This is a genomic window from Aequorivita sp. IT1183, from assembly GCF_058068265.1.
On sequence record NZ_JBYRHS010000005.1, the window covers coordinates 233,978 to 258,018 of the forward strand.

Annotated in this window: 25 protein-coding genes; 16 read left to right on the forward strand and 9 right to left on the reverse strand. The window is 37.1% G+C overall.

Annotation, left to right across the window (positions count from 1 at the left end; genetic code table 11):
* Positions 1–290: 290 nt before the first annotated feature.
* The 3 genes from AC3RVF_RS11650 to AC3RVF_RS11660 all read left to right on the forward strand — a co-directional run bounded on the left by AC3RVF_RS11650 (position 291) and on the right by AC3RVF_RS11660 (position 2,652).
* A complete protein-coding gene (locus AC3RVF_RS11650) occupies positions 291–464 on the forward strand; it encodes a hypothetical protein (RefSeq protein ID WP_489692171.1) in 174 nt (57 codons plus the stop codon).
* Positions 465–826: 362 nt separating this feature from the next.
* A complete protein-coding gene (locus AC3RVF_RS11655; RefSeq protein WP_489692172.1) occupies positions 827–1,525 on the forward strand; it encodes a hypothetical protein in 699 nt (232 codons plus the stop codon).
* Positions 1,526–1,602: 77 nt separating this feature from the next.
* A complete protein-coding gene (locus AC3RVF_RS11660; protein ID WP_489692173.1) occupies positions 1,603–2,652 on the forward strand; it encodes a type I restriction endonuclease in 1,050 nt (349 codons plus the stop codon).
* 671 nt (positions 2,653–3,323) lie between these two features.
* Here the strand turns inward: AC3RVF_RS11660 and AC3RVF_RS11665 are convergent.
* Both AC3RVF_RS11665 and AC3RVF_RS11670 read right to left on the reverse strand, forming a co-directional pair.
* Complete coding sequence (locus tag AC3RVF_RS11665) at positions 3,324–5,816, reverse strand: DUF5686 and carboxypeptidase-like regulatory domain-containing protein (RefSeq protein ID WP_489692174.1); 2,493 nt, start codon at positions 5,814–5,816, stop codon at positions 3,324–3,326.
* A gap of 35 nt (positions 5,817–5,851) precedes the next feature.
* Positions 5,852–6,832 carry a pyruvate dehydrogenase complex E1 component subunit beta gene (locus AC3RVF_RS11670; protein WP_489693434.1) on the reverse strand — a complete coding sequence of 327 codons (981 nt, stop codon included), beginning with the start codon at positions 6,830–6,832 and terminating at the stop codon, positions 5,852–5,854.
* 230 nt (positions 6,833–7,062) lie between these two features.
* Between AC3RVF_RS11670 and AC3RVF_RS11675 the strand changes: the two genes are divergently transcribed.
* The 4 genes from AC3RVF_RS11675 (at position 7,063) to AC3RVF_RS11690 (ending at position 11,437) form a co-directional block, all read left to right on the forward strand.
* Complete coding sequence (locus tag AC3RVF_RS11675) at positions 7,063–7,803, forward strand: electron transfer flavoprotein subunit beta/FixA family protein (RefSeq protein WP_489692176.1); 741 nt, start codon at positions 7,063–7,065, stop codon at positions 7,801–7,803.
* Between the two features lie 90 nt (positions 7,804–7,893).
* Positions 7,894–8,862 carry an electron transfer flavoprotein subunit alpha/FixB family protein gene (locus AC3RVF_RS11680; RefSeq protein ID WP_489693435.1) on the forward strand — a complete coding sequence of 323 codons (969 nt, stop codon included), beginning with the start codon at positions 7,894–7,896 and terminating at the stop codon, positions 8,860–8,862.
* A 154-nt stretch (positions 8,863–9,016) separates the two neighbouring features.
* Positions 9,017–9,640 carry a bifunctional nuclease family protein gene (locus AC3RVF_RS11685; RefSeq protein ID WP_489692178.1) on the forward strand — a complete coding sequence of 208 codons (624 nt, stop codon included), beginning with the start codon at positions 9,017–9,019 and terminating at the stop codon, positions 9,638–9,640.
* Positions 9,641–9,727: 87 nt separating this feature from the next.
* Complete coding sequence (locus AC3RVF_RS11690) at positions 9,728–11,437, forward strand: NupC/NupG family nucleoside CNT transporter (protein WP_489692179.1); 1,710 nt, start codon at positions 9,728–9,730, stop codon at positions 11,435–11,437.
* A gap of 2 nt (positions 11,438–11,439) precedes the next feature.
* Here the strand turns inward: AC3RVF_RS11690 and AC3RVF_RS11695 are convergent, their stop codons facing one another.
* Positions 11,440–11,799 (reverse strand): hypothetical protein, encoded by a 360-nt coding sequence (locus tag AC3RVF_RS11695; RefSeq protein ID WP_489692180.1) that lies wholly within the window; start codon positions 11,797–11,799, stop codon positions 11,440–11,442.
* A gap of 132 nt (positions 11,800–11,931) precedes the next feature.
* Here AC3RVF_RS11695 and AC3RVF_RS11700 point away from each other — a divergent pair, with 132 nt between their 5' ends.
* From AC3RVF_RS11700 to AC3RVF_RS11720, 5 genes are all read left to right on the forward strand, one after another.
* A complete protein-coding gene (locus AC3RVF_RS11700; protein ID WP_489692181.1) occupies positions 11,932–12,756 on the forward strand; it encodes a thymidylate synthase in 825 nt (274 codons plus the stop codon).
* Between the two features lie 21 nt (positions 12,757–12,777).
* Positions 12,778–13,212, forward strand: coding sequence for a TonB family protein (locus AC3RVF_RS11705; RefSeq protein ID WP_489692182.1), 435 nt, complete (start codon positions 12,778–12,780; stop codon positions 13,210–13,212).
* Positions 13,213–13,338: 126 nt separating this feature from the next.
* Entirely contained in the window at positions 13,339–14,502 is a 1,164-nt protein-coding gene (egtB, locus tag AC3RVF_RS11710) for an ergothioneine biosynthesis protein EgtB (RefSeq protein WP_489692183.1), read from the forward strand.
* 16 nt (positions 14,503–14,518) lie between these two features.
* Positions 14,519–15,490 carry an L-histidine N(alpha)-methyltransferase gene (locus AC3RVF_RS11715; RefSeq protein WP_489692184.1) on the forward strand — a complete coding sequence of 324 codons (972 nt, stop codon included), beginning with the start codon at positions 14,519–14,521 and terminating at the stop codon, positions 15,488–15,490.
* Between the two features lie 47 nt (positions 15,491–15,537).
* Positions 15,538–15,819: a DUF427 domain-containing protein gene (locus AC3RVF_RS11720; protein WP_489693436.1), complete on the forward strand. Its 282-nt coding sequence runs from the start codon at positions 15,538–15,540 to the stop codon at positions 15,817–15,819.
* Here AC3RVF_RS11720 and AC3RVF_RS11725 read toward each other — a convergent pair whose 3' ends face one another.
* Entirely contained in the window at positions 15,820–16,896 is a 1,077-nt protein-coding gene (locus AC3RVF_RS11725) for an aminotransferase class V-fold PLP-dependent enzyme (protein ID WP_489692186.1), read from the reverse strand.
* 87 nt (positions 16,897–16,983) lie between these two features.
* Here AC3RVF_RS11725 and AC3RVF_RS11730 point away from each other — a divergent pair, with 87 nt between their 5' ends.
* The 4 genes from AC3RVF_RS11730 (at position 16,984) to fabD (ending at position 20,001) form a co-directional block, all read left to right on the forward strand.
* Complete coding sequence (locus AC3RVF_RS11730) at positions 16,984–17,421, forward strand: 2TM domain-containing protein (protein ID WP_489693437.1); 438 nt, start codon at positions 16,984–16,986, stop codon at positions 17,419–17,421.
* Entirely contained in the window at positions 17,418–17,903 is a 486-nt protein-coding gene (locus tag AC3RVF_RS11735; protein WP_489692188.1) for a dihydrofolate reductase, read from the forward strand. The genes AC3RVF_RS11730 and AC3RVF_RS11735 overlap by 4 nt, the downstream gene beginning before the upstream one ends.
* Before the next feature lie 61 nt (positions 17,904–17,964).
* Positions 17,965–19,101 (forward strand): DinB family protein, encoded by a 1,137-nt coding sequence (locus tag AC3RVF_RS11740; RefSeq protein WP_489692189.1) that lies wholly within the window; start codon positions 17,965–17,967, stop codon positions 19,099–19,101.
* Positions 19,102–19,119: 18 nt separating this feature from the next.
* Positions 19,120–20,001, forward strand: coding sequence for an ACP S-malonyltransferase (gene fabD / locus AC3RVF_RS11745; RefSeq protein WP_489692190.1), 882 nt, complete (start codon positions 19,120–19,122; stop codon positions 19,999–20,001).
* An 88-nt stretch (positions 20,002–20,089) separates the two neighbouring features.
* On the opposite strand, the gene AC3RVF_RS11750 is transcribed toward fabD, so the two are convergent.
* From AC3RVF_RS11750 to galE, 5 genes are all read right to left on the reverse strand, one after another.
* Positions 20,090–20,662, reverse strand: a complete 573-nt coding sequence (locus tag AC3RVF_RS11750; protein ID WP_489692191.1) for a hypothetical protein — start codon at positions 20,660–20,662, stop codon at positions 20,090–20,092.
* Between the two features lie 156 nt (positions 20,663–20,818).
* Complete coding sequence (locus AC3RVF_RS11755; protein ID WP_489692192.1) at positions 20,819–21,160, reverse strand: cupin domain-containing protein; 342 nt, start codon at positions 21,158–21,160, stop codon at positions 20,819–20,821.
* 224 nt (positions 21,161–21,384) lie between these two features.
* Positions 21,385–21,675, reverse strand: a complete 291-nt coding sequence (locus AC3RVF_RS11760) for a hypothetical protein (RefSeq protein ID WP_489692193.1) — start codon at positions 21,673–21,675, stop codon at positions 21,385–21,387.
* A gap of 38 nt (positions 21,676–21,713) precedes the next feature.
* Positions 21,714–22,991 carry a metal-dependent hydrolase family protein gene (locus AC3RVF_RS11765; RefSeq protein WP_489692194.1) on the reverse strand — a complete coding sequence of 426 codons (1,278 nt, stop codon included), beginning with the start codon at positions 22,989–22,991 and terminating at the stop codon, positions 21,714–21,716.
* Positions 22,992–23,006: 15 nt separating this feature from the next.
* Complete coding sequence (galE, locus tag AC3RVF_RS11770; RefSeq protein WP_489693438.1) at positions 23,007–24,029, reverse strand: UDP-glucose 4-epimerase GalE; 1,023 nt, start codon at positions 24,027–24,029, stop codon at positions 23,007–23,009.
* Positions 24,030–24,041: the final 12 nt, after the last annotated feature.

The following is a 24,041-nucleotide window of genomic DNA, read 5'->3' on the forward strand; positions in this document are numbered from 1 at the left end:
TCCATAACCTTTCCATTTCCTTTCCAACCTTTCAGGCACATTCTTTCTTCATTTGCTTCAGTATTGCAATGCCACCTTGGGTGTAACAGGGTTTACAAAACATTTCAATACTACTACTGGAGCCGCAGTTTAAGTTGATTGGCCATTATGAGAAGTAACCTCTCGCCTTACTTCTGCGCTCCACACTTCTCAAATCGGAAGGATTCACTTCCACCATAAGGTGTCGCTGTAAAATTCTCTGGGTAAATACCTGGACAGCCACGCTAGTATCAACTTTTAAATCATACAAAATGAAAAAAATAGCTTTAATTTTATTTACGGTTTTTCTCAATATGGGTCTTTTTTCCTGTACCCCACAAGCAATTTCTGAGGAAGTGAAGAGCACACAAGCCTGTTGCGGCGATGATGGGAATTTACCACCGCCTCCTCCGCCTCCGCCTATTGGTGGAAACGGAGGCGGATAGAGATTTGCCAATTTGTTAGTACTTTAGAGGAATGAATGCACATAGCTTTTCATTCCTCTTTTTTTTAGGCGCTTTTTACTATTAGGCAGTAAATTCTATTCGCAACAAAATGATAGTTCATACTACTATTACAACTAAATGTTGCATCCTATCCAAAGTTCAAATATACCTCTTGATATAAAGTATTACATACCCCAGTCTGAAATTTCCTCAAAAACAGTTACCCTTATCGAACGCCCAAAGGACTGTATAATGAATTGAGGAGGATATATAGGCTATTTTCAGCTCCTTACGGAATCCCGTAAGGAATTTTTATTTAGGTGTTGTAGGTTTGAAGTTACTAACAAATAAAACTAATCGAAATGAAAAATATTACTTTCCTCCTATTTGCTTTACTCATTATAGCCACTTCTTGTTCCTCTTCAAAAAACATTAGGTTTTCAAAAAAACCAGATGAAATTGTAAAAACAGAGTCTTTGAAAAAATTCCTCGCCATTAATAAAAATCCAAAAGTAGTGCTAAGGGTTAATGAATCTTCATACACGGTTACGGAAAACGAAAATATTGATTACCTGTATAATGCTATAGAAAACCAGCTTTTGGCTAGCGGCTTTGTTGTAAGAGACAGACAGTTGTTCAATCAAATAATAGGCAATGAAGACAATAATGTAGATTATGAAGTTCTCAAAAACAAGTCAGACACAGACCTGATTATTGAATTAACAAAACTTGATCCCAAAATCAAGTATTCTACAAACAAATACTTCAATAAAAATAATGATGAAAAAATAGAGCAATCCTATGTTCACGAACGCTACGGCGCTTCTGTAGAATTTAAAGTAGTCCTTATTAGTACCAACGAATTTGCGGGAGTTTACAAGTTCAATTATACTCCCTGTACTGAAGGTTGTGTCATCAAAAAATCTATGAACGAGTTAACCAAAGAACGTAGAACGCGTGAAAAAAATGGGCCTAAAGGTTATGAAGGTGTAGAAAAAGATGAACTGGAAATATTTATTAAAGATGCAACACAACAATTGGTTGCGGAAATGAGAAATTGATATAATCTCTCAAGGAATCCCGTAAACGATTGAAACCAAGATTATAGATTTAAACATTCATATCAAAATTTTAAAATATGGAACTCCACAACCAACTAAAAGCATTAGCAGATAAAATTCATCAGCTAAAAGACAAAATAGAAACAGAAGAATCTACCAAACACGCCTTTGTACTGCCCTTTATTAATATTTTGGGATATGATACTTTCAACCCCACTGAAGTAGTTCCAGAATTTACAGCCGACCTGGGCCTTAAAAAGGGCGAAAAAGTCGATTATGCCATTTTTCAAAACGGTAACCCAATCCTCATTGTGGAATGTAAAAACTGGAAAGAAAACCTCAACGTTCATAATTCACAATTGTTCCGTTATTTCCATGTTACAAAAACACGTTTTTCATTGCTCACCAACGGAATAGAATATCGCTTCTACACAGATTTGGAAGAACCCAACAAAATGGACGAAAAACCATTTTTGGAATTCGATATCACAACGGTAAAAGAAAATGTGATAAATGAAATAGCCAAATTTCACAAATCAAATTTTGATGTAGACTCTATTGTGGACAATGCCAGTTCCCTTAAATATACAAGGGAAATCAAAAGATTAATTTCCGACGAACTCACCACTCCCTCCCATGACTTTGTAAGGCTCTTTGCAAATAAAGCATATTCCGGAAGACTTACTGAACGTGTAATGGAAGAGTTTACAGAGCTCGTCCAAAAAGCTTTCAATCAAACCATAAGTGAAAAGGTAAATGATCGGCTTAATGCCGCAATAAATAAAGAAGCAGAAAAACAACAGGAGGATAATATTGAAGTTCAAGAGCCGGAAAGCAAAGTTATTACTACTGAAGAGGAAATGGAAGGATTCCGAATTGTAGTAGCAATCCTGAGAAGAAAACTGCCCATAAACAGAATAATACACCGTGATACTCAATCCTATTTTGGAATTCTCTTGGATGATAATAATCGGAAACCACTCTGCAGGTTACATCTAAACGGAGGCAATAAATATGTGGGTGTTTTTGACGAAAAGAAAAACGAAACTCGGGAACCAATTCAATCAATAGACGACATCTATAAATTTGAGGAGGCACTTTTGAGGACGGTAGATTATTATATATAAAATCTAACTATATTAGTTAATCGATTACTTTAAATAAGGTTTATAAAATAAGAATATAACATTAAGATGAAGATTCTAAAATTGGTAATTTTCGTGTTTATATTGGGGTACACCTCAAATACTCCGAAAAAGAGATCACTTTAGAACAAGCCATCAACCTTGGCTACCAAGCCTGTTCCATTTGCAAGCCAAAGTGATCACGGTGTCCGAGTGTTTTTTATGAAGCGCAGCGGAATAAAAAATGAATCCAAGCCACCCTAACGCAAACCCACCCATTACGGAAAACCGTAACTGTAAGCATTTTATATCAATGGTGGGACTCCTTAAAGCATTGTCATCATTGAGAACTAGACACGATTCCAATATCTCTTTATTCATCGTGTTTTCACTAAATACCCTCCAACCACACGCACCAGCCGCTCTTACTTTTTCCTTCCAGAAAAATTTCCCCTGTTTGCACTATAATCTAAATTCTATGAAAGACGAATAAAACAGTAGTAGGAATTTTGTTTATAGTATATTTAAAGTAACTATATACTATACTTATAGTATGTTTATAGTATATATACAGTATCTCTATAGCGTATAATACTTATATTAAATACACGATATCCCACTGGCATCCCTTGGAAAAAACACATCATATTTAAAGTATAAAAAAGAAGAAAAGTTTAGAAACTAAATCCGAAAATCCCTGTTACCCCAAAGCTTCGTGCATCAATATTATCTAAGTAATTACCTCGGAAGTTAAAATCGAGTCTGAAAACTCTAAAGATGTTACCCACCCCAACACTGTATTCCCAGTAGATATCTTCGGGAGATTGATAAACTATATTGGAAGCGTTTAAGTCTTTATTCTCTTGCGAAATTGTACCATAAACAGCTCTAAAACCAACAACTTCACGTAGGTCAAGTTTTCTAAGTAATGGAATTCGGGAGAAAATTCTACCTCCAAAGTTGTGTTCCAAATGAAGTGAAGTATAGGTATCACTTACAAATTCGTAATAATCTAACTGCGTAAAAGTATTGTAAAGACTGAAATAAGTTTGATTTCCAGGAATTGGATTTAGCAGACTTAACGGAACTGCGCCAATGGTTGTACCTACCTCAACAGTAGAAAGCAAACGACCAATACCACCTATATTCCAAGGTTGGGTGTAAAGTGCTTGCAATTTTTTGTATTCAAAATCGCCTCCCATTACATCTTTTAGTCCGTAGCTATAACCTGCATAAAACGATGGAAAATCGCCATCGTTTATTACCGTGCGCTCCACGCCATAACCTGAAGTTTTACGTCCGGGACTATATAAAAATCCTACTTGAATTTCGGCTTGTTTTAGTTGGCTCTTTACATCGCCTGTAAATAGACCATCTTCCATTACTTTATAATCTATACTGAAAGTTTCGGTAGCAGACTCTAAAGTTCTATAAGAACCTGTTAAGCGTAATATAAAGTTCTTCCACGGTTCAATATCAAAACCGATGGTGCTTAAGTTTATACGCGACAACCTATCATTTGAGCCCACGGAAAGCAGCGACGACGACGCCAAACTTCTTCCCAAAACATCGTTACTATTTGTTAAACTAGCTCCGGTTTGCTCCACATCGCGACGGTTACCGCCAAAGACAGTAAGTCTAGATTTTCTATCTAAAAGCAGCTTTCCAGAAATACCGTATTTAAAACGATCGTCTTTAAAACCGTAAGCTCCAAAACCTTCTATTCTCCAAGGGTCATTTTGTCCAAAATAGGTTCTACCTCCCAAACGGATTCGCATACCTTCAGCTTCATTAAAACCAAAAATTGAAAAAACAGGGCCGATATCAAAATTGTTTACTTCGTAATAACCACTGGCCAATGTTGCACCCACATTGTAAAGCGCTTTAAACCGACCTACAGTTTTAAGCGTGTCCAGCATTTTGTAAACGCCTGTTTCGTCTTTGCTTAGTTTCTCCATTCGGTTTGTATCCCAAAAATCATCGGGACGGTTGTAAACCTCATAATTATATGGATCTACTTGCTGCGAATAAAACTTTTTGTCTTTCGGAATATCAAAAACATAATTATCATATAAGGTGGTACGTTTGCCATAAACGCCTCGAGCTTCTTCCTTTTTCCTAAAGCTGAAATCGCTCATAAAATAGTCGCGAGTAATTAGGAAAGTAGAATCGTTTAATACTTCAAACTCCTGCTCTATATACACATCGCGCACCCAGTTTAGGTTTGCGCTTTTGGAAGCTTTTAAATTTATTTCTTTAATAGCCCAAGTGGAATCATTCACCCAAAAATCGCCTTTAAAAGTCAGTTCATTTTTTCGGCGTGGGTAATACACAATATTATAGCACCATTTATTATCGCGATAGGCACTGTCGCGCAACACGTAATTGTAAACGTCTATTCCAGTTTTTGATAGCGGACTAGTAAAAGCTTTATCGAAAAATTTCAGATAATTATCATAAACATCATAGTCGCTATAAAGATCTTTTACGAAAGCGATAAGTGTTTGATTGTTATCAAAACCAGAGTTTTTATTTCCTTGAAGCACTTCCTTTTCTTCAGATAAAGAATTGTCGCCATAGACTTTGGAAGCTGCCTCATTTATAAAAATAGGCAGATACGTATTACCAGTTACACTTGAAGTATCGGTCTGGTCAAAAATGAATTCCATCCCTTTAAAAATCTTGCTTTTAATGAGCGCACTATCAATTGTATTTAAATCAAATTCAAGTTTTTCGTATTTATCGTACTGGTATTGTTTGAATTTTTTAACCCCATTCTCCCTGCGATTTTCCCAAATCTTCCGAAGAATATCCAAAGCTGGATTATTCTTTTTTGAAGTTTTTCCTGCAAATATAACCACCTCGTCCAACGCATCAGCACTCTCTTCCAAAAGTACTTCCATAGTGTAGGTAGTTCTCGTAGTGAGTTCCACTTCTTTAGTTGTGAAACCTATAAAAGAGAAGATTACGGTTTTATAAGTTTTATCGCTTTCTAAGTAAAATCGACCGTTTTCGTCGGAAATAGTTCCCTCCTGCGAATCTTTATAGATAACATTCGCAAAGGCAACAGGATAACCCGTAGCGTCTTTAATTACACCACTTACTTTGGTTTGGGAAAATACCGAAGCACCAGTTAAAATAAAAAAAGATAAAAGAAGGTACTTCATAAATTAGGGGGACGAAATTATTTTCGGTCGTAAAATTAGTCTCTATAAAGAACTTTCTTTACAGCCTTAACAACATCTTCACTATTTGGCAACCACTCCTTTAGTAATACAGGCGAGTAAGGCGCTGGAGTATCAGCAGTATTTATTTTTACGATTGGTGCGTCTAAGTAATCAAAAATATTGTTTTGAACTTGGTACGATATTTCGGTAGCAACGTTTCCAAAAGGCCACGCTTCCTCTAAAATCACCAAACGATTTGTTTTCTTCACAGATTCATAAATTGCTTCATAATCCAACGGACGGACAGTACGTAAATCGATTATTTCACATTCAATGCCTTCTTCGGCAAGTGTTTCTGCAGCTTTATAAGCCTCTTTTATAATTTTTCCGAAGGAAACAATCGTTACATCTGTTCCTTTTCTTTTAATATCGGCAACCCCAATCGGGATTAAATATTCTCCTTCTGGCACTTCACCTTTATCGCCGTACATCTGCTCACTTTCCATAAAAATTACCGGATCATTATCGCGAATGGCACTTTTCAACAAGCCTTTTGCATCGGCAGGATTACTTGGCACAATCACTTTTAAACCAGGACAGTTGGCGAACCAGCTTTCAAATGCCTGACTGTGTGTAGCTGCAAGTTGTCCGGCAGAAGCCGTTGGCCCACGGAAAACAATAGGAATATTAAACTGCCCACCGCTCATTTGGCGCATTTTTGCAGCATTATTTATAATTTGGTCAATGGCAACCAACGAGAAGTTGAAAGTCATAAATTCAATAATCGGTCTGTTCCCGTTCATTGCAGAACCTACGCCTATTCCCGAAAAGCCCATTTCAGAAATTGGAGTATCTATAATGCGTTTCGCTCCAAACTCGTCGAGCATTCCTTTACTGGCTTTGTAGGCACCATTGTATTCGGCAACCTCCTCGCCCATTAAATATATAGTTTCGTCGCGACGCATTTCTTCACTCATCGCTTCTTGTATGGCTTCTCTAAATTGTAATGTTTTCATTTGTCTAGATTGAAATATAAATAACTGAATTCCATAAATTATCGGAATGGGGAAGCAAAAATACTATAATTAACATCTGTTTGAGTATAATTTCCTCACTTTTAACCAAAATTTATTATGCGTGCATAATAAAAAAAAGAAATATATTCTTAACTTCGCACACGAGCAAATTTCTTTTTTACTTACAATTAAATTTGCCAATATTTTACAATCCAAAAATACTTTTAAAGATGAAAATATTAGTCTGTATAAGTCACGTACCGGACACTACCTCAAAGATTAACTTCACCGACGGAGACACCAAGTTTGATGCTAATGGCGTTCAGTTTGTAATTAATCCGAATGATGAATTTGGCTTAACAAGAGCCATGTGGTTTAAAGAAAAACAAGGTGCAACCGTACACGTTATAAACGTTGGCGGACCAGAAACAGAGCCAACACTTCGTAAAGCCTTGGCTATTGGTGCCGATGAAGCAATACGCGTAAATACGCCTGCTACTGATGGTTTTTCCGTAGCTAAGCAACTTGCAGCTATTGTAAAAGAAGGCGGTTACGATTTAGTAATCGGCGGTAGAGAATCAATTGACTATAACGGCGGAATGGTGCCGGGAATGCTTGCAAAGTTAACGGGAGCAAATTTCGTAAATACTTGCATCGGTCTTGAAGTAGAAGGCGATAAAGCCACTGCTATTCGTGAAATTGACGGAGGAAAGGAAACTTTAAAAACTTCACTTCCACTAGTAATTGGCGGACAAAAAGGTTTGGTTCAAGAAAGCGATCTTCGTATTCCTAATATGCGCGGGATTATGCAAGCGCGTTCAAAACCACTTAATGTGAAAGAACCAATTGATGCTACAGCAGAAACAACTTCAATTTCTTTTGAAAAACCAGCCCCAAAAGGCGCGGTGAAATTGGTTGATAATGTGGACGACTTGATCAATCTTTTGCATAACGAAGCCAAGGTAATTTAATACCTCGACTCTGTTCGGCTCACTCAATTTTTAATAATAATATTTACGAACATTTCAATCTAAAATCGTAAATCTAAAATCGTAAATCAAATGTCAGTTTTAGTATATACAGAATCAGAAGAAGGAAAAATTAAGAAGATCGCTTTGGAAGCAGTTGCTTATGCCAAAGGAATTGCAGACCAAATGGGAACTTCTGTAACTGCAGTTAGCATTAATGCCAATGACACTTCAGAATTGGCAAAATATGGCGCTTCAAAAGTATTGCAGGTTTCAAATGACAAATTGAACAATTTCAATGGCGAAGCTTATGCAGACGCAATTGGACAAGCCGCAAAAAATGAAGGCGCACAAGTTATCGTGCTAACGGCAAGTGCAAACAGCAAGTTTTTAGCGCCAACTTTGGCGGTTAATCTTGAGGCTGGTTTTGTGCCAAACGTAGTTGCGCTTCCAGAAAGCACTTCACCTTTTAAAGTGAAACACAGCGTTTTCACAAATAAAGCATTTGCAACCACAGAAATTAAAACCGATATCAAAATAATTGGTTTAGGGAAAAATTCATACGGTTTAAAGGAAAATGAAACTTCAGCAACAAATGAAGACTTCGCACCAAATCTTGACGCACACGATTTTGATATGGAAATTGTTTCCGTAGATAAGGCAACCGATAAAGTTACTATCGCCGATGCCGAAATTGTAGTTTCTGCTGGTCGTGGAATGAAAGGTCCCGAAAACTGGGGAATGATTGAAGATCTTGCACAAACATTAGGTGCTGCCACAGCTTGTTCAAAACCTGTGAGCGACATGGGCTGGAGACCACATAGCGAGCACGTTGGACAGACAGGAAAACCTGTTGCTTCAAACCTTTATATTGCAATTGGTATTTCTGGTGCTATTCAGCATTTGGCGGGTATTAACGCATCAAAAGTGAAGGTGGTAATTAATAACGATCCCGAAGCGCCTTTCTTTAAAGCCGCAGACTACGGTATTGTTGGCGATGCCTTTGAGATAGTGCCAAAACTCACAGAAAAATTAAAAGAATTTAAGGCGCAAAACGCATAATTTTTCATTAATTTGTGCCTCGAAAAAGGGCTGTTTAAATAAGGAAGCATCCAAATTTAAACAGCTTTTTTTATTGTTTTTTTATTCGTTACTTTTATAATCAATTGTTTAACTGAACACCGCGTACTAAATATTTATCACTGATTTTTGAAGAATGAGTTTAGTAAAACTTACAATCAAAGGAATTTCATACAGCCAAACTCAAAATGGCGCATATGCCCTTATATTGAACGAAGTTGATGGCGAACGAAAACTACCTATAGTTATCGGTGCTTTTGAGGCACAGTCCATTGCAATCGCGCTAGAAAAAGATATTACCCCACCGCGCCCACTCACCCACGACCTTTTTAAAAATTTTGCAGATCGCTTCGATATTGTGGTGAAGCAAGTTATAATTCACAAATTGGTGGATGGCGTTTTCTATTCAAGCATTATTTGCGAACGCGACAAAATTGAAGAAATAATAGATGCCCGAACCAGCGATGCCATTGCATTAGCACTTCGCTTTAAAGCACCTATTTTTACTTATAAAAACATTTTAGACAAGGCTGGAATCTTTCTCAAAACGACTACTTCTAAAAAAACATTATCTAAAAAAGAAGAGGCCGTTATTGAGAATTTAATTCTTGGTGAAGACAAAGAGTCTTTCAAACCAGTAAGCGAGGATTTCACTAAATTTAGCCTCGGCGATTTAAATAAAATGCTGGATGAGGCAGTAAATAACGAAAACTACGAAAAAGCAGCAAGCATCCGCGATGAAATTTCCAAAAGGGAGTAGCGTCGGTTGTTGGTTTAAGAATTAAAATATTTGGCACCCTGAGTAAAGCCGAAGTGCAAATGAAGGGTTGGGATTTATAAAAAATTTATGCAGAAATTTATACTTGTAGCCATTGCGCTTTTCTTCTTCGGAAATGTTTTTGCGCAAAGCATTGAAAAAACATGGCAATTTTCAGAAGTAAAAGATGAAAATGGCCTTTCTACACTAAACATCAATTCTGAAAAGGATTTTCTAAAACTCGAAAATGGAGCTTTTGAATACCAAGTTGAAAATGACAGCTTAAAATCGAGCGGCGACTATTTACTTCAGAATAATTTATTGGTTCTTTTCTTTAACGAACCTGCAGACAGTATAAGAAGATTTCGCGTTGAGCAACTTACAGATAGCACACTTTTACTTTCTGAAAACAATTATAAATACGAATTAAAAACGCAAAGCATACAAAAGGCTTCCGCGCTCGACACTATTGCTAATAGTTCAGAAATAACTCCTAGTCAAGGTTTTTCTATGCAAAGTCTTTGGCGTGGCGTATTAGGGATGATTTCTCTTTTGGTAATCGCCATTCTTTTTAGTTCAAATAGAAGAGCCATCCATTGGAAAACGGTGGGTATCGGCCTCGCTTTTCAATTGATAATTGCCATTGGCGTGTTAAAAGTGAATTTTATTAAAAGCGCATTTGAAGGTGTGGGCCAATTATTCGTAAATGTTTTAGATTACACCAAAGCTGGTAGCGAATTCCTTTTTGGCGGCATGCTGGACATCAATTCCTACGGGTTTATATTTGCTTTTCAAGTATTACCAACTATAGTATTTTTCTCTGCGCTAACGTCGGTTCTTTTTTACCTCGGAATAATTCAAATAATAGTAAAAGGAATGGGCTGGCTGCTTACAAAGCTTTTGAATATTTCGGGAGCGGAAAGTTTAAGCGTTGCTGGAAATATCTTTTTAGGACAAACCGAAGCACCGCTTCTTATAAAAGCCTATTTAGAAAAAATGAACAAATCTGAAATGCTGCTCGTAATGATTGGTGGGATGGCAACGGTTGCCGGAGCAGTTCTAGCGGCCTACATCGGGTTTTTGGGTGGTGATGATCCAGCGTTACGATTAACATTTGCAAAACACCTTTTGGCAGCTTCAGTAATGGCGGCTCCGGGTGCAATTGTGATTTCAAAAATTCTGTATCCACAAACAGAACCTATAAATACAGATGTAAAAGTATCATCAGAAAAAATTGGTTCCAACCTTTTGGATGCAATCGCCAACGGAACTACGGAAGGTTTAAAACTCGCTGTAAATGTAGGTGCAATGCTTTTAGTTTTTGTAGCTTTTATCGCAATGCTAAACGGAATTTTAGGTTGGATTGGTGGAGTAACCCCCTTAAATGATTGGGTTATTGCAAATTCAGACTACAAAAGTTTTTCTTTGGAAGCAATTCTCGGAAGCGTTTTTGCGCCTTTAATGTGGCTAATTGGCGTTGCAGAGGAAGACATTTATATGATGGGCCAGTTGTTAGGTATTAAACTCGCCGCAAGTGAATTTGTAGGCTACATTCAGTTAGCAGAACTCAAAAACATATCTAACGGGCTTCACCTTAATTATGAGAAAAGCATTATTATGGCAACCTACATGCTTTGTGGGTTTGCAAATTTCGCTTCTATTGGAATTCAAATTGGAGGGATTGGTTCTTTAGCACCCGGACAACGTAAAACTCTTTCTAAATTTGGAATGAAAGCTTTAATTGGTGGAACCATCGCTTCGCTAATTTCAGCGACAATTGCAGGAATGATTATTGGTTAATGTTAATTAACAACAGTTTCGGCCCAATCTGCTGCCTCTTTAATACATTTAAAATAACTAAAGGCGCCTTCAAAAAGCCCCTGCTCTTCAATTGCTTCGCTTTTAACATCGTCGTTATTTGAAACTATTGCGATGCCTACGACACTTTTGGATTTAGCTCTGTTGTACACTTCTGGATTCACTTTTTTAGCCATTTCCCTATTAGAAATAACCACACATTTTCTACCCTTATAATGTGTGTCTAAAGTATTAACGAGCTCTTTTGCTTCGGCGAAATCATATTGCGGTGCATCAAAATAGAATATAGCATAAAATGGATAACACTCTAATGTTCCTGTTATTAGCTCGTATTTTTCTTCCATAGTGAGTAGATTACGATTAAAATTAAGAAATAATTCTGAATCGTTAATAACTATTTAAAAAGCAATTCTTAAATTCCTTGAGCATCATCTGCACTATTAGTAATTTTAGACCATTAATTTAGCTTCCTTAAAATGAAACAATACCACGATCTCCTTAAGCACGTAATTGAAACTGGCGCCGTAAAGCAGGACCGTACTGGCACTGGCACAAAAAGTGTTTTCGGCTACCAAATGCGCTTCGATTTAAGCGAAGGTTTCCCCATGATAACTACTAAAAAGCTTCACTTAAAGTCTATTATTTATGAGCTATTGTGGTTTTTAAATGGTGACACAAATATTAAATACCTGCAAGAAAATGGTGTTCGTATTTGGAATGAATGGGCAGATGAAAATGGCGACCTAGGCCCAGTTTATGGCCATCAATGGAGAAATTGGAACAGCGAGGAGATTGATCAGATTTCAGATGTTATGAAAACACTTAAATCAAATCCTGACAGCCGAAGAATGCTCGTTAGCGCCTGGAATCCGAGTGTATTACCAGATACCTCAAAGCCTTTTGCAGAAAATGTTGCCAATGGCAAAGCCGCACTGCCACCGTGTCACGCCTTCTTTCAGTTTTACGTAGCCGATGGAAAATTGTCCTGCCAACTCTACCAACGTAGTGCAGATATTTTCTTGGGAGTTCCTTTCAATATTGCTTCATATGCACTTTTAACCATGATGATGGCGCAAGTATGCGGTTACGAAGCTGGCGATTTTATACACACCTTTGGCGATGCCCATATATACAGCAATCACCTCGAACAAGTTGAACTTCAATTGTCTCGAGATCAAAGACCTTTGCCAAAAATGTTGCTTAATCCAGAAGTAAAAGATATATTTGGCTTCACTTTTGATGACTTTACACTTGTGGATTACAATCCACACCCCCACATTAAAGGTGCTGTTGCCATTTAACCCAAATTTATACCCCCAATTATGAAGAACTTAATTATTCTAGCCTGCATTCTATTCTCCACTACTATTTTTGCCCAGCAAGAATGGGGAGATGTTCAAAAAAACACTGTTACCCTTAAAGAAATAGGCCCAGTATGGCCCGGTTGTGAAAAAGGTAGCGCCTCAGATCGCGACAATTGTTTTAACAATAAACTTGCTACGCACATCGCCCAAAACTTCAAATATCCTACAGTTTCGTACAAAAATAACGATCAAGGAAAAGTTATTGTTGAATTCATTATTAATGAAAAAGGCATGGTAGAAGTACAAAATGTTTCGGGCGGCACAAAGGAATTACAAGAGGAAGCTAAACGAAATATTATGGCAATCCCAAAAATGTCTAAGCCTGGAATGATGGGCGGAAAACCACGAGCAATTAAAATGGCCGTACCTTTTACCTTCAAAACAGGAAAATAATAACTCAAAATACTCTTTTTGTAACGCGAAACCTAGTTTAACAACTGTTTAACGTGTATGAAATAGAGTTAAACAATTATAATATTTATATTTAAAGTGTCGTCAAAAAAATGCGGCACTTTTTTTATGATTGCAACCGATACATTGGTTTCGCTCTTTCTCGAAACTCGCCAACATACCGAAAACATTTGCAAACCGCTGGAAATTGAAGACTATGTAGTTCAGCCAATTGTAGACGTATCCCCTCCAAAATGGCACCTAGGTCATACAACTTGGTTTTTTGAAGAATTCATTTTAAAACCACACAAACCCAATTATCAGCTTTTTCACGACGATTTCGCCTTTGTTTTCAATAGTTATTATGAAAATGTAGGCAAACGTGTAATTCGGAATGATCGCGGAAACCTTTCCAGACCAGGAGTGGCAAAAGTTTATGATTACCGTCTTTATGTAACCAATGAAATGAGAGAATTTCTTTCGGAAGATATTTCCGAAGAAATTAGAGAGATCCTTTTAATAGGAATTCATCACGAAAAACAACACCAAGAATTACTTACTACAGACATAAAATACATTTTAGGAAACAATCCTTTATTGCCGAAATACAATGATTCATTTATAGAAAATCCACTTCAGAAATTCCAGCAAGAATGGATTGAAATGAACGAAGGAATTTATGAAATTGGCCATAAAAATTCAGAAGAATTTTGCTACGACAATGAATTGGGAAGGCATAAAGTCTATCTACACGATTATAAAATTTCAAACAAACTTATTACAAATGCCGAATACCTAGAATTCATAAATGCTGGTGGTTACAAAGATTTCAACCTTTGGCACGCTGAAGGCTGGGATTGGGTAAAGCAAGACCAAATTGTGGCTCCAATGCACTGGTATAATATTAACGGTGATTGGCATCAATACACTTTACAAGGTTTACACAAACTCAATGGTGAAGCGCCTGTTTCGCACATTTCTTATTTTGAGGCATTCGCGTTTGCACAATGGAAAGATTGTCGTTTGCCAACCGAGTTTGAATGGGAAGCAGCGCAACATAATTTTGATTGGGGAAGTCGATGGGAATGGACAGAAAGTGCCTACCTACCCTACCCAGGTTATACAAAAGCACCCGGCGCCATTGGCGAGTACAATGGCAAATTTATGGTAAACCAAAAGGTGCTTCGCGGTGGCTCTGTGGCTACTTCACCTAAGCATACGCGTTCTACCTATCGCAACTTTTTTCAAACAAATTTAAGATGGCAATTCACCGGTTTAAGGTTAGCTAAATAATTACGACAAAAGCTTTATGACTACCAAAACACAACCTCAGCGCAGTACGACCTTTCAAGATGAAATTTCTGAAGGACTTTCAAGTTTTCCGAAGTATCTGTCGTCAAAATATTTTTACGATAAAAAAGGCGATAAGCTTTTTCAGGAAATTATGGCAATGCCGGGATATTATTTAACCGGTTGCGAATTTCAAATTCTCTCCACGCATACTGAAACAATTGGCGAACTTTTCCGCGATCGTGAAAATGGCCTCGATTTAATTGAATTGGGAGCGGGAGATGGAAAAAAAACAAAAGTGTTGCTAAATTATATGTCTGAAAACAAATTCAACTTTGTTTACAAGCCGATTGATATAAGCGAAAATGCAGTAGAATTACTTTCGAATAATTTGGCAAAAGAAATGCCCAATCTAAATGTAGATGCTGAAGTAGGTGAATATTTTGAAGTATTGGAACGATTGAAAGGGTTCAATAAACGCAAAAAAGTAATTATGGTTTTGGGTAGTAATATCGGAAATCTTAAACACCCAAAAGCAATCGAGTTTCTTACAAAACTAAAGGATGCGATGCTTCCGGATGATATAGTTTTTATGGGTTTCGATCAAAAAAAACATCCGCAAACTATTTTAAATGCATACAATGATGCCGAAGGAATAACGGAAGCTTTCAATAAAAACATTTTAACGCGAATAAACCGCGAATTAGATGGCAACTTCGATTTGGCAAAATTTAAACATTGGGAAGTTTACGACCCAGAAACAGGTACCGCAAAAAGTTTTTTGGTTGCACTTGAAGCAATGGACGTATCTATTGAAAAATTGCAATTAAAGATTCATTTTGAACAATGGGAAACCATACACACAGAAATTTCGCAGAAATATGATGATACAATTGTAAGCTGGCTCGCGGAAGAAGCTGGACTAAAAATTGAATCTTCCTTTACTGATGAAAAAGGATATTATAAAAACTATGCCTTTACAAAAGCGTAAAGAAAGAAGCTTAAAAAGTAATAAACCCGAATCTCAAAACTTAAAACATGAAAGCCATTTGGAACAATAAAATAATTGCAGTAAGCTCAGAAACTGTAGTTATAGAAAACAATCATTACTTTCCCGCAGATGCTATTAAATCAGAATATTTCGAAGAAAGAGATACCGTAACCTACTGCCCTTGGAAAGGGGAAGCTTCCTATTATAACATCGTTGTGGATGGCGAAAAGAATAAAGATGCCGCCTGGTATTATTCAGAGCCAAAATATGCTGCAAAGGGAATAAAAAATTACGTTGCTTTCTGGAAAGGTGTGGAAGTAAAAGAATAATTATTTCAAAATTCGAAGTAGCTTTTCCAAATCTTTTTCCGTATTGTAATAATGAAAACTCACTCGTATTCCCCCACCGCGAAGCGAACAAATAATATCGTTTTCCCTCAGTTTTTTGAAGAGTGCTTTATCACCTTTCAAATTAAAAATAGAAGAATGTTTTTCGCGAAGCAAGGTGTCATTTTTCAGCAAATCCATTTCAGTAAAACGCGCCTTCGCTTTCATAGAAAGTGAAGCAAGTTTTTGATACAAATTTTTCGCCCCAAGCTTTTGTTGAAATAATATTGCTTGCTCCAAACTTCCGTAATTTAAAGTGTCTTGATGTCCCGGTTCAAAATGCTTCATAAACGTTGTTTCCGTCGCCAAACTCTCAAAACGTTCTGCCGAATTAAATCCTAAAGTCTTTGGAATAATACGTTCACGTGCAGATTCTTTCACCATGATAAAACCATTTCCGTAACCTGCTGTTAGCCATTTATAAGCGCTTGCAGCCACAATATCAATAGCGTTATCTGCAAAGCTAAAATCTTCTGTGCCCAAATATTGTGTGCCATCGGCTATGAGTAATAAATTGGGGTGATAGCCTTTTAATTGCTTTAAAAAATCGAAATCTATTTTTATACCACTTAGCCATTGCACTATGCTAAACATAAATATATCTGGCTTGTTTTCTGCCACAGCCGTTTCAATATTTTGTTCTAAATTTTCATCGATTTCGGCGTAGCAAACTTCAAAATCTCTTGTTTCAACAGGCCAATTTACTGACGGATAATCATCTTTCAGAAGCAAGATTTTCTGTTTCTTTGGAAATCCTTCTAAAACGGTATTAAGCGCAAAAGATACGTTAGGAACCAAAGCTGTTTCGGCAATGGAAGCATCAAAAAAACCGGAAACAGTTTTCCTTATTTGTTCAATATGAATTTTATGTTTATCGCGAAAAACACTTGCATGATTCAATAAATCTAAATCGTGCTGGCGGCGCCATTCAATAATAGGTTTCGGTATCAAGCCATTTGAGGCTGTGTTTAAGTACGTACAGGATTCCAAAGCAGGAAAGTGTTTTCTTAAATCTTCCATAAGTGAGTGGTCTAAATGGTGAAAAATGGTATTTTTACAACACTGAAAGTAACAGAAATTGTTGAATTTCAACGAAAATAACCAACTATGTTTTCAAAATCTAAAAAAACCGAAAGAATTGATTCAGAGCAGCGCGAGCAGTACGAATATGCACGCCACCGAATCAATCAGAAAAAAAACCTAATGCGCCATTTCATAGTATTTTTGGTGGGTTCGGTATTACTTATTATTATAAATCCGCTTTTAGGATACGGTAATGATTTCTTTATAAAAGATTGGTTTATTTGGGCTATCTTAATTTGGACTTTTATCTTCTTAATTCACCTTTTCAATGTTTTTGTAATGAACAAATTCATGGGCAAAGAGTGGGAAGATATGCAGTTAGAAAAACTAAAAGCCCGCCAAGCAGAGCGTATAGGAGAACTTCAAAAAAAGGTTGATACTGAGTTACAACTGCCCTCAACACCACCAAATACTACAAATGAAAACGAATTGTATAATCCTTTACCACCAGACGTACAATGATTACAATGATCGCCGCCGCCGGCGAAAACAATGAATTAGGAAAGGACAATGACTTGCTTTGGCATCTGCCAGACGATTTTAAGCGTTTTAAGCAACTGACCTCCGAACACCATATTATTATGGGTCGCAAGACTTTTGAATCGTTTCCAAAACCACTCCCCAATAGAACGCATCTTGTGATAACCCGAAATGCGGATTATAAAAAAGAAGGCGCTGTGGTGGTTCATAGCATGGAGGAAGCACTTCAAATTTCAAAAGATGACGCACAACCTTTTATAATTGGTGGCGGCGAAATATATAAAATGGGGCTTCCCTTTGCCGATAAAATAGAACTCACCCGCGTTCACGGAACTTTCAAAGATGCCGATACTTTTTTTCCTGAATTTTCTAAAGAAGAATGGCAACTTATTTCTGAAGTTGAACACGGCAAAGACGAAAAACATAAGTATTCGTTTGATTATGAAACCTGGGTGAAGAAATAGTTTTCGCTTAAATTTATTTTTATCATATTTTTACAAGGAAGTCTTCACTAAAAAAAGAATTATGAATTTCGGAAAACTAATATTTTTCAGTTTCTTCCTTGTTATTATTTCATCGGTATCAGCACAGGAAAAAGAGCAGGATTGGGTCGCATTTTCTCAAATATTAGACTTGGAAGTCAATAAAAAGTTATCTTTTGAATTAACCGCATCTGTTAAAACAGACGCTTCTGAAGCTTACAGTAAAGCTGGACTCTGGGCTCGGGTTGATAACAAAAAAGGGGAAATGGGTTTTTTTGATAATATGTTTAATAGACCCATTAAAGATTCTGTTTGGAAAACTTATTCTATAAAAGGCAGTTTAGATTCGAAGGCTAGAAGATTGGTTTTTGGGGGACTTGTTTACGGAAATGGAAATTTTTATTTTGATGATTTTAAACTCTCCATTGAAAACCCAAAGACAGGAAAAATGGAAACGGTTATCATAGATAATTCTAGTTTTGAAACTACGGTAAAAGACAGCCAAATTCCTAAATGGTGGATTGGCATTGACAAAGCAAGTGCGGAAAGCATAAAAGGTTTTTCAGTTTATAGTTCTGAGGAAAATTCTGAAGGCAATCATTCTATAAGAATCGAGGGCAAAAACATTAATCACATAGACGCAAATTACATTGGACCCATTGATGGCTACACACCTAATATTGGCACCTTAGTAACAATGCTAAACAACCTCAGCGATCGCGTAGAATATACCGTGGCAAATATGACACAAGCTGAATTAGATTATCAAATCGATAAAAAATCAAACTCTGTTGGCGCTTTGGTAATGCACCTTGCCGCTACCGAAGTTTATTATCAAGAAGCAACTTTCGGCAGTAGTAATTTATCTGAAAAGGAATTAGAAGAGTTAAGAATTGCCATGGAATTGGGCGATGAAGGCAGACAACACATAAAAGGCCACGACGCAGCTTATTATTTAGATATTTACAAAAAAGCCCGAAAAAAAACCTTGGAATTGTTGAAAGAGAAAGACGATGCATGGTTAGCCGAATTTACAGAAGGATCGACCGTAAATAATCATTTTTCATGGTTTCACGTAATGGAGCATCAATCCAGCCATTTGGGACAAATACTATTACTGAAAAAACGAATTCCAGAATCAAATTCGTTGCAATTAAAAGACAATAAAAAAGTTGATTAAATATAGAAAACCACTAATATGAAAGCATACATTTTCCCCGGACAAGGCGCTCAATTTACCGGAATGGGCAAAGATCTTTACGAAAATTCTTCAAAAGCTAAAGAGCTGTTTCAGCAAGCTAATGAAATTTTGGGTTTTGACATTACCAAAATCATGTTTGAAGGCACTGCCGACGAACTAAAAGAAACCAAAGTTACCCAACCCGCTATTTTTCTTCACTCAACTATTTTGGCCGAAGTAATGGGCAGTAAGTTCCAACCAGATATGGTTGCTGGACATTCATTGGGTGAGATTTCAGCATTAGTAGCCAATAGAACACTTGCTTTTAGCGACGGACTGCAGTTGGTTTACAAACGTGCTTTGGCAATGCAAAAAGCTTGTGAAAAAACACCTTCAACTATGGCTGCGGTTTTAGGATTGGAAGATCATTTAGTTGAAGAAATTTGCGCAAACACTCCCGGAATTGTAGTTGCAGCAAATTACAACTGCCCCGGACAATTAGTAATTTCTGGCGATGTTGATGCGGTGGGAAAAGCTTGCGAAAGTTTGAAAGAAGCTGGCGCACGACGCGCATTGATTCTGCCCGTGGGCGGAGCATTTCACAGCCCGTTAATGGAACCTGCTCGCGAAGAACTTGCCGCTGCTATTGAAGCAACGACTTTTACAGCACCTGCCTGCCCTATTTACCAAAACGTTACAACTTTTGCTGTTACGAATCCTTCGGAAATAAAGGAAAACCTAATTTTCCAATTGACTTCTCCAGTTAAATGGACACAGAGTGTTCAAAATATGATTAAAGATGGCGCTACTAAATTTATTGAAGTTGGCCCCGGCAATGTTTTACAGGGATTGGTTAAAAAGATAGATTCTTCAGCAGAAACTGAAAAAGCGGAAATATAAATCTGTTAGTTCAGATATAGACAATTTGAAGTATAAAAAACCTTCGGTAGGCACCGAAGGTTTTTTTATTTAGCGAATTACAAATTCATTAAAATCTATAGCCTACTAAAATTCCGCCTCTAAAATAGCCTCCCGGTGCAGCATCGTCATTTAAAAGATACCTTCCGCCACCTGCGCTAATTTCAAAAGTGAAACCATTATTACTCACCCATTTTTGACCAATAGCCAATCCCACACCAGCGTCAAACCAGTTTTCTTTTGTGGTTCCTTCTATATATGAGTCTGTAACTGGATTATAGCTATAAAAATAATTTTCACGTTCTCCACCCGCAAATTGTAACGATCCTTCAACAAAAAGACCGCGCGCTCCGTACTCTTTTTTATTCAGAAAATACTGTCGGTAATAAGGAGTAAAGGCAAAATTTTCACCATAACCACCAATAGACTCATCATCTAAATTAAAGCTAATGGCGGCACCAGCCCCCGAGTATTTGCTAATAATATATTCATAATTTATTTCAATGTTTTTAAAGGCTAAAGCTTCAAAAGCATCAAGTCTTAATTCGTGCTTGCCCTGAGGTCCAGCTTCAAAATTTTCTGTCTCTTGAGAAAACCCCAATAAGGATCCTCCCATAAAAATTAAAAACAAGATTCTTTTCATAGTAATTTAAAGGATTAGGTTAACTATTTTATTATAAAATCTCCTTCACCATCAAGGCTGCAATAATAACAATTATTACGCATATCTTTTGGATATTCTTCGCTATAAGTATAAACTGATATTCCCTTTAAAAATTATACTTACTTTGAAAATATATTATTGATTGGCAACATCTTGAACCCGTTTTGCTGAGTCTGCCTTGTTAAGACTTAAACGTACCGTACTTGGCTCTAAAGCTTTTAAATCGTGTGGAATGCCTCCTTCAAGCGCAACTAAATCTCCTTTCTTCAAGTTATGAATCACTCCATTTACACCAAAGTCTATGGCTCCTTCAAATATTTCTACTACAATTGGGAATGGAGTTTTGTGCTCTTTCATTATTTGACCTTCTTTAAAGGCAATTCTGATTTCCTTTCCACTTTCAGTTTCCATTAAAACTTGTATTGCGGGCTTTTGCTCGTTGTAGTTAAGGTCGTTTATTAATGATGCTGTTTTCATAATTATGATTTTTAATTTTCACTATTTACAATAGCTCAAAAATAGCCCATATTAAAGCTCCAAAATATGATTTAAAGCATACTTGGGAACACATATTTAATGGTAGCTGAAATTGTGATTAGTTCTATCCAAAAAAGAAATGGACGGATAGTAACATGAAAAACGCCGAATGATATTTATCATTCGGCGTTTTTATAAATCCAGAATTCTGAATTTAAAATTTTTTAAGCACTTATGCTGCAATCTTCGCATGACTTTACTTTACCGTAATAGGTTTCGCGATACTTATGTACTGTTTTAAACGGAACACTCAAAAATGTCTTTTTGATGTAGATCACACTAGTTGTGAACATTCCCATTTTTTCTGTAAATCTTTTTTCTATTCTTGTTTGTCGTTTCACTGAAACTAACTTCATCATGTTTTCTTTGATCCCCTTTAGCCCACCAGACAAAATGTTTGAAAGCAAAAGTAAAGGATGCTGTTCGAGTACAAAGAAACCATTACTAAGCCTCATTTCCAAATAATTAGCGTTAAACCTGGGTTAATTGAGGGTTAATTCTTGTAAATTATGCCGTTTTTCATAATAAAAACTACATTTTCAAGCGTTTTGATATTTTTTGTTGGATCCTCATCTACAGCAATAATATCTGCCATAAAACCGATAGCGAGTTGGCCGATTTCGTTTTCAGCTTTTAAAAGCATCGCTGGAACCACAGTAGCCGACTGAATAGATTCCATTGCTGGCATTCCTGCTTCAACCATATAACTAAATTCTTTTGCATTCTGCCCATGTGGAAACACGCCAGCATCGGTACCAAATACTATTGGCACCCCTTTTTTATACGCTCGTGCAAACATACCCTGAATTTTCGGACCTATTTCCAACGCTTTGGGAACAATAATGGCCGGATAGTAGTTTTCAATTTTAGCCTGATCGCTTACAAACCTCCCTGCGGAAATCGTTGGTACTAAATATGTATTATGCTTTTTCATTAACTCCATAGTTTCATCGCTCATAAGCGTACCATGCTCAATGGTTTTTACCCCTGCGCGAACGGCGCGTTGCATACCTTCATCGCCGTGTGCATGTGCTGCTACCTGCATATCGTAATCTTTTGCGGTATCTACTATGGCCTTTATTTCTTCTTCAGTAAACTGTGGATTTTTCCCGCTTTTTGCTACACTTAAAACTCCGCCGGTTGCAGTAATCTTTATCCAATCTGCACCATTCTTATATCGTTGCCGAACAGCTTTTGCTGCATCTTCCACTCCATTTACTACACCTTCGGCTGGACCGGGGTCTCCCATTAATTCTTTCTTTCGTCCGTTTGTTGGATCTGCGTGCCCACCAGTTGTGGCCAAGGCCTTTTCTGCAGTATAAATTCGCGGACCATCGGTTTTTCCACTATTTATTGCATTGCGAAGAGATACATTTACTCCACTTCCACCTAAATCACGCACAGTTGTAAAACCAGCCATAAGCGTTCGTTTTGCAATTTCTGCAGCATTAAAAGCTACATCTGCCTCGTTTAAAATAAAAGGCTCTAAATAACCATTGCGACTGCTTTCTCCTTCAATATGAACGTGCATATCTATTAAGCCGGGTAGCACCGTTTTATTTTTTAAATCGATTACTTGGTCTGTAGGATTTTTTGGAGTTACATAACCGTCTTCAATGCTTGTTATTTTATTTTCAGAAATAACAATGGTTTTTTCTGAAAGCACTTTGCCATTTTTAGTGTCAACTAGTTTTCCGCAATGCAGGTAAATGTCTTGGGCATTGCTTCCGATGAAAACAAGCAGCAATAAGAGGGGTAGTAATTTTTTCATATATAAATAATTAAATTATTGAATACCGCGCACTTTTTTTTCCCACTTCCACGCCGAAGCCAAAGCATTTTCCATAGATTCCTGAGCCTTCCAACCCAAAACTTCATTCGCTTTTTTGGTATCTGCATAAACCGAAGTAACATCTCCCGGGCGACGCTCTACAATTTTGTAATTCAATTTCTCGCCCGTTGTTTTTTCAAAGGAATTCACCACTTCCAAAACTGAGCTTCCTCTACCTGTTCCCAAATTGAAAACTTCAAATTGAGTTTCGTTTTTAGCTGAAAGCAAGCGTTGCAATGCAATAACGTGCGCTTTTGCCAAATCTACAACGTGAATATAATCACGAACACAACTACCATCTTGTGTTGGGTAATCATCTCCAAAAACTGAAAGTTGTTCTCGAACGCCCGCAGCAGTTTGTGTAATAAATGGCACCAGATTTTGCGGAACACCCGCTGGAAGCTCCCCGATTTGCGCAGTTGCATGCGCTCCAATTGGGTTGAAATAACGCAGTGCAATCGATTTTAGAGTTGAAATTGCGCAAGTATCTTTTAATATTTCTTCGCTTATCTGCTTTGTGTTTCCATAGGGCGAAGTCGCTGCTTTTACAGGCGCATCCTCTGTAATGGGCAACGAATCCGGCTCACCATAAACAGTACACGAGGAACTAAAAATGAAATTTTCAATTTCATGGGTATTGCATTCCTGAAGCAAATAGATAAGTGTATTTAGATTGTTTTCGTAATAAAGAAGCGGATTTTCAACACTTTCTCCCACGGCTTTGCTCGCTGCGAAATGTATGATTCCTTCAATATCATTATTTCTTTTGAAAAATTCTGAAACATCTGCTTTTAGCCGAAGGTCCAAACGTTCAAAAGTTGGAGGAGTTTTAGAAATATTAGTTATGCGCTCTAAAACGTCTAGTGAAGAATTGGATAAATTATCTACAATTAAAACTTCATAACCTGAATTCTGAAGCTCAACAACGGTGTGGGAGCCAATATAGCCTAAACCACCAGTAACGAGTATTTTTTTCATATCTAAGCCCGC

Excerpts from the sequence above, each read along its gene's own strand:
- AC3RVF_RS11755 (WP_489692192.1), bottom strand. The coding sequence starts at position 21,160 with ATGAAAACAGCATCATTAATAAACGACCTTAACTACAACGAGCAAAAG.
- AC3RVF_RS11700 (WP_489692181.1), top strand. The coding sequence starts at position 11,932 with ATGAAACAATACCACGATCTCCTTAAGCACGTAATTGAAACTGGCGCC.
- AC3RVF_RS11760 (WP_489692193.1), bottom strand. The coding sequence starts at position 21,675 with ATGAGGCTTAGTAATGGTTTCTTTGTACTCGAACAGCATCCTTTACTT.
- AC3RVF_RS11740 (WP_489692189.1), top strand. The coding sequence starts at position 17,965 with ATGAATTTCGGAAAACTAATATTTTTCAGTTTCTTCCTTGTTATTATT.
- AC3RVF_RS11715 (WP_489692184.1), top strand. The coding sequence starts at position 14,519 with ATGACTACCAAAACACAACCTCAGCGCAGTACGACCTTTCAAGATGAA.
- AC3RVF_RS11685 (WP_489692178.1), top strand. The coding sequence starts at position 9,017 with ATGAGTTTAGTAAAACTTACAATCAAAGGAATTTCATACAGCCAAACT.
- AC3RVF_RS11650 (WP_489692171.1), top strand. The coding sequence starts at position 291 with ATGAAAAAAATAGCTTTAATTTTATTTACGGTTTTTCTCAATATGGGT.
- AC3RVF_RS11730 (WP_489693437.1), top strand. The coding sequence starts at position 16,984 with ATGTTTTCAAAATCTAAAAAAACCGAAAGAATTGATTCAGAGCAGCGC.
- AC3RVF_RS11725 (WP_489692186.1), bottom strand. The coding sequence starts at position 16,896 with ATGGAAGATTTAAGAAAACACTTTCCTGCTTTGGAATCCTGTACGTAC.
- AC3RVF_RS11670 (WP_489693434.1), bottom strand. The coding sequence starts at position 6,832 with ATGAAAACATTACAATTTAGAGAAGCCATACAAGAAGCGATGAGTGAA.
- galE (WP_489693438.1), bottom strand. The coding sequence starts at position 24,029 with ATGAAAAAAATACTCGTTACTGGTGGTTTAGGCTATATTGGCTCCCAC.
- AC3RVF_RS11735 (WP_489692188.1), top strand. The coding sequence starts at position 17,418 with ATGATTACAATGATCGCCGCCGCCGGCGAAAACAATGAATTAGGAAAG.
- AC3RVF_RS11660 (WP_489692173.1), top strand. The coding sequence starts at position 1,603 with ATGGAACTCCACAACCAACTAAAAGCATTAGCAGATAAAATTCATCAG.
- egtB (WP_489692183.1), top strand. The coding sequence starts at position 13,339 with ATGATTGCAACCGATACATTGGTTTCGCTCTTTCTCGAAACTCGCCAA.
- AC3RVF_RS11690 (WP_489692179.1), top strand. The coding sequence starts at position 9,728 with ATGCAGAAATTTATACTTGTAGCCATTGCGCTTTTCTTCTTCGGAAAT.
- AC3RVF_RS11665 (WP_489692174.1), bottom strand. The coding sequence starts at position 5,816 with ATGAAGTACCTTCTTTTATCTTTTTTTATTTTAACTGGTGCTTCGGTA.
- AC3RVF_RS11695 (WP_489692180.1), bottom strand. The coding sequence starts at position 11,799 with ATGGAAGAAAAATACGAGCTAATAACAGGAACATTAGAGTGTTATCCA.
- fabD (WP_489692190.1), top strand. The coding sequence starts at position 19,120 with ATGAAAGCATACATTTTCCCCGGACAAGGCGCTCAATTTACCGGAATG.
- AC3RVF_RS11720 (WP_489693436.1), top strand. The coding sequence starts at position 15,538 with ATGAAAGCCATTTGGAACAATAAAATAATTGCAGTAAGCTCAGAAACT.
- AC3RVF_RS11765 (WP_489692194.1), bottom strand. The coding sequence starts at position 22,991 with ATGAAAAAATTACTACCCCTCTTATTGCTGCTTGTTTTCATCGGAAGC.
- AC3RVF_RS11655 (WP_489692172.1), top strand. The coding sequence starts at position 827 with ATGAAAAATATTACTTTCCTCCTATTTGCTTTACTCATTATAGCCACT.
- AC3RVF_RS11750 (WP_489692191.1), bottom strand. The coding sequence starts at position 20,662 with ATGAAAAGAATCTTGTTTTTAATTTTTATGGGAGGATCCTTATTGGGG.
- AC3RVF_RS11675 (WP_489692176.1), top strand. The coding sequence starts at position 7,063 with ATGAAAATATTAGTCTGTATAAGTCACGTACCGGACACTACCTCAAAG.
- AC3RVF_RS11705 (WP_489692182.1), top strand. The coding sequence starts at position 12,778 with ATGAAGAACTTAATTATTCTAGCCTGCATTCTATTCTCCACTACTATT.
- AC3RVF_RS11680 (WP_489693435.1), top strand. The coding sequence starts at position 7,894 with ATGTCAGTTTTAGTATATACAGAATCAGAAGAAGGAAAAATTAAGAAG.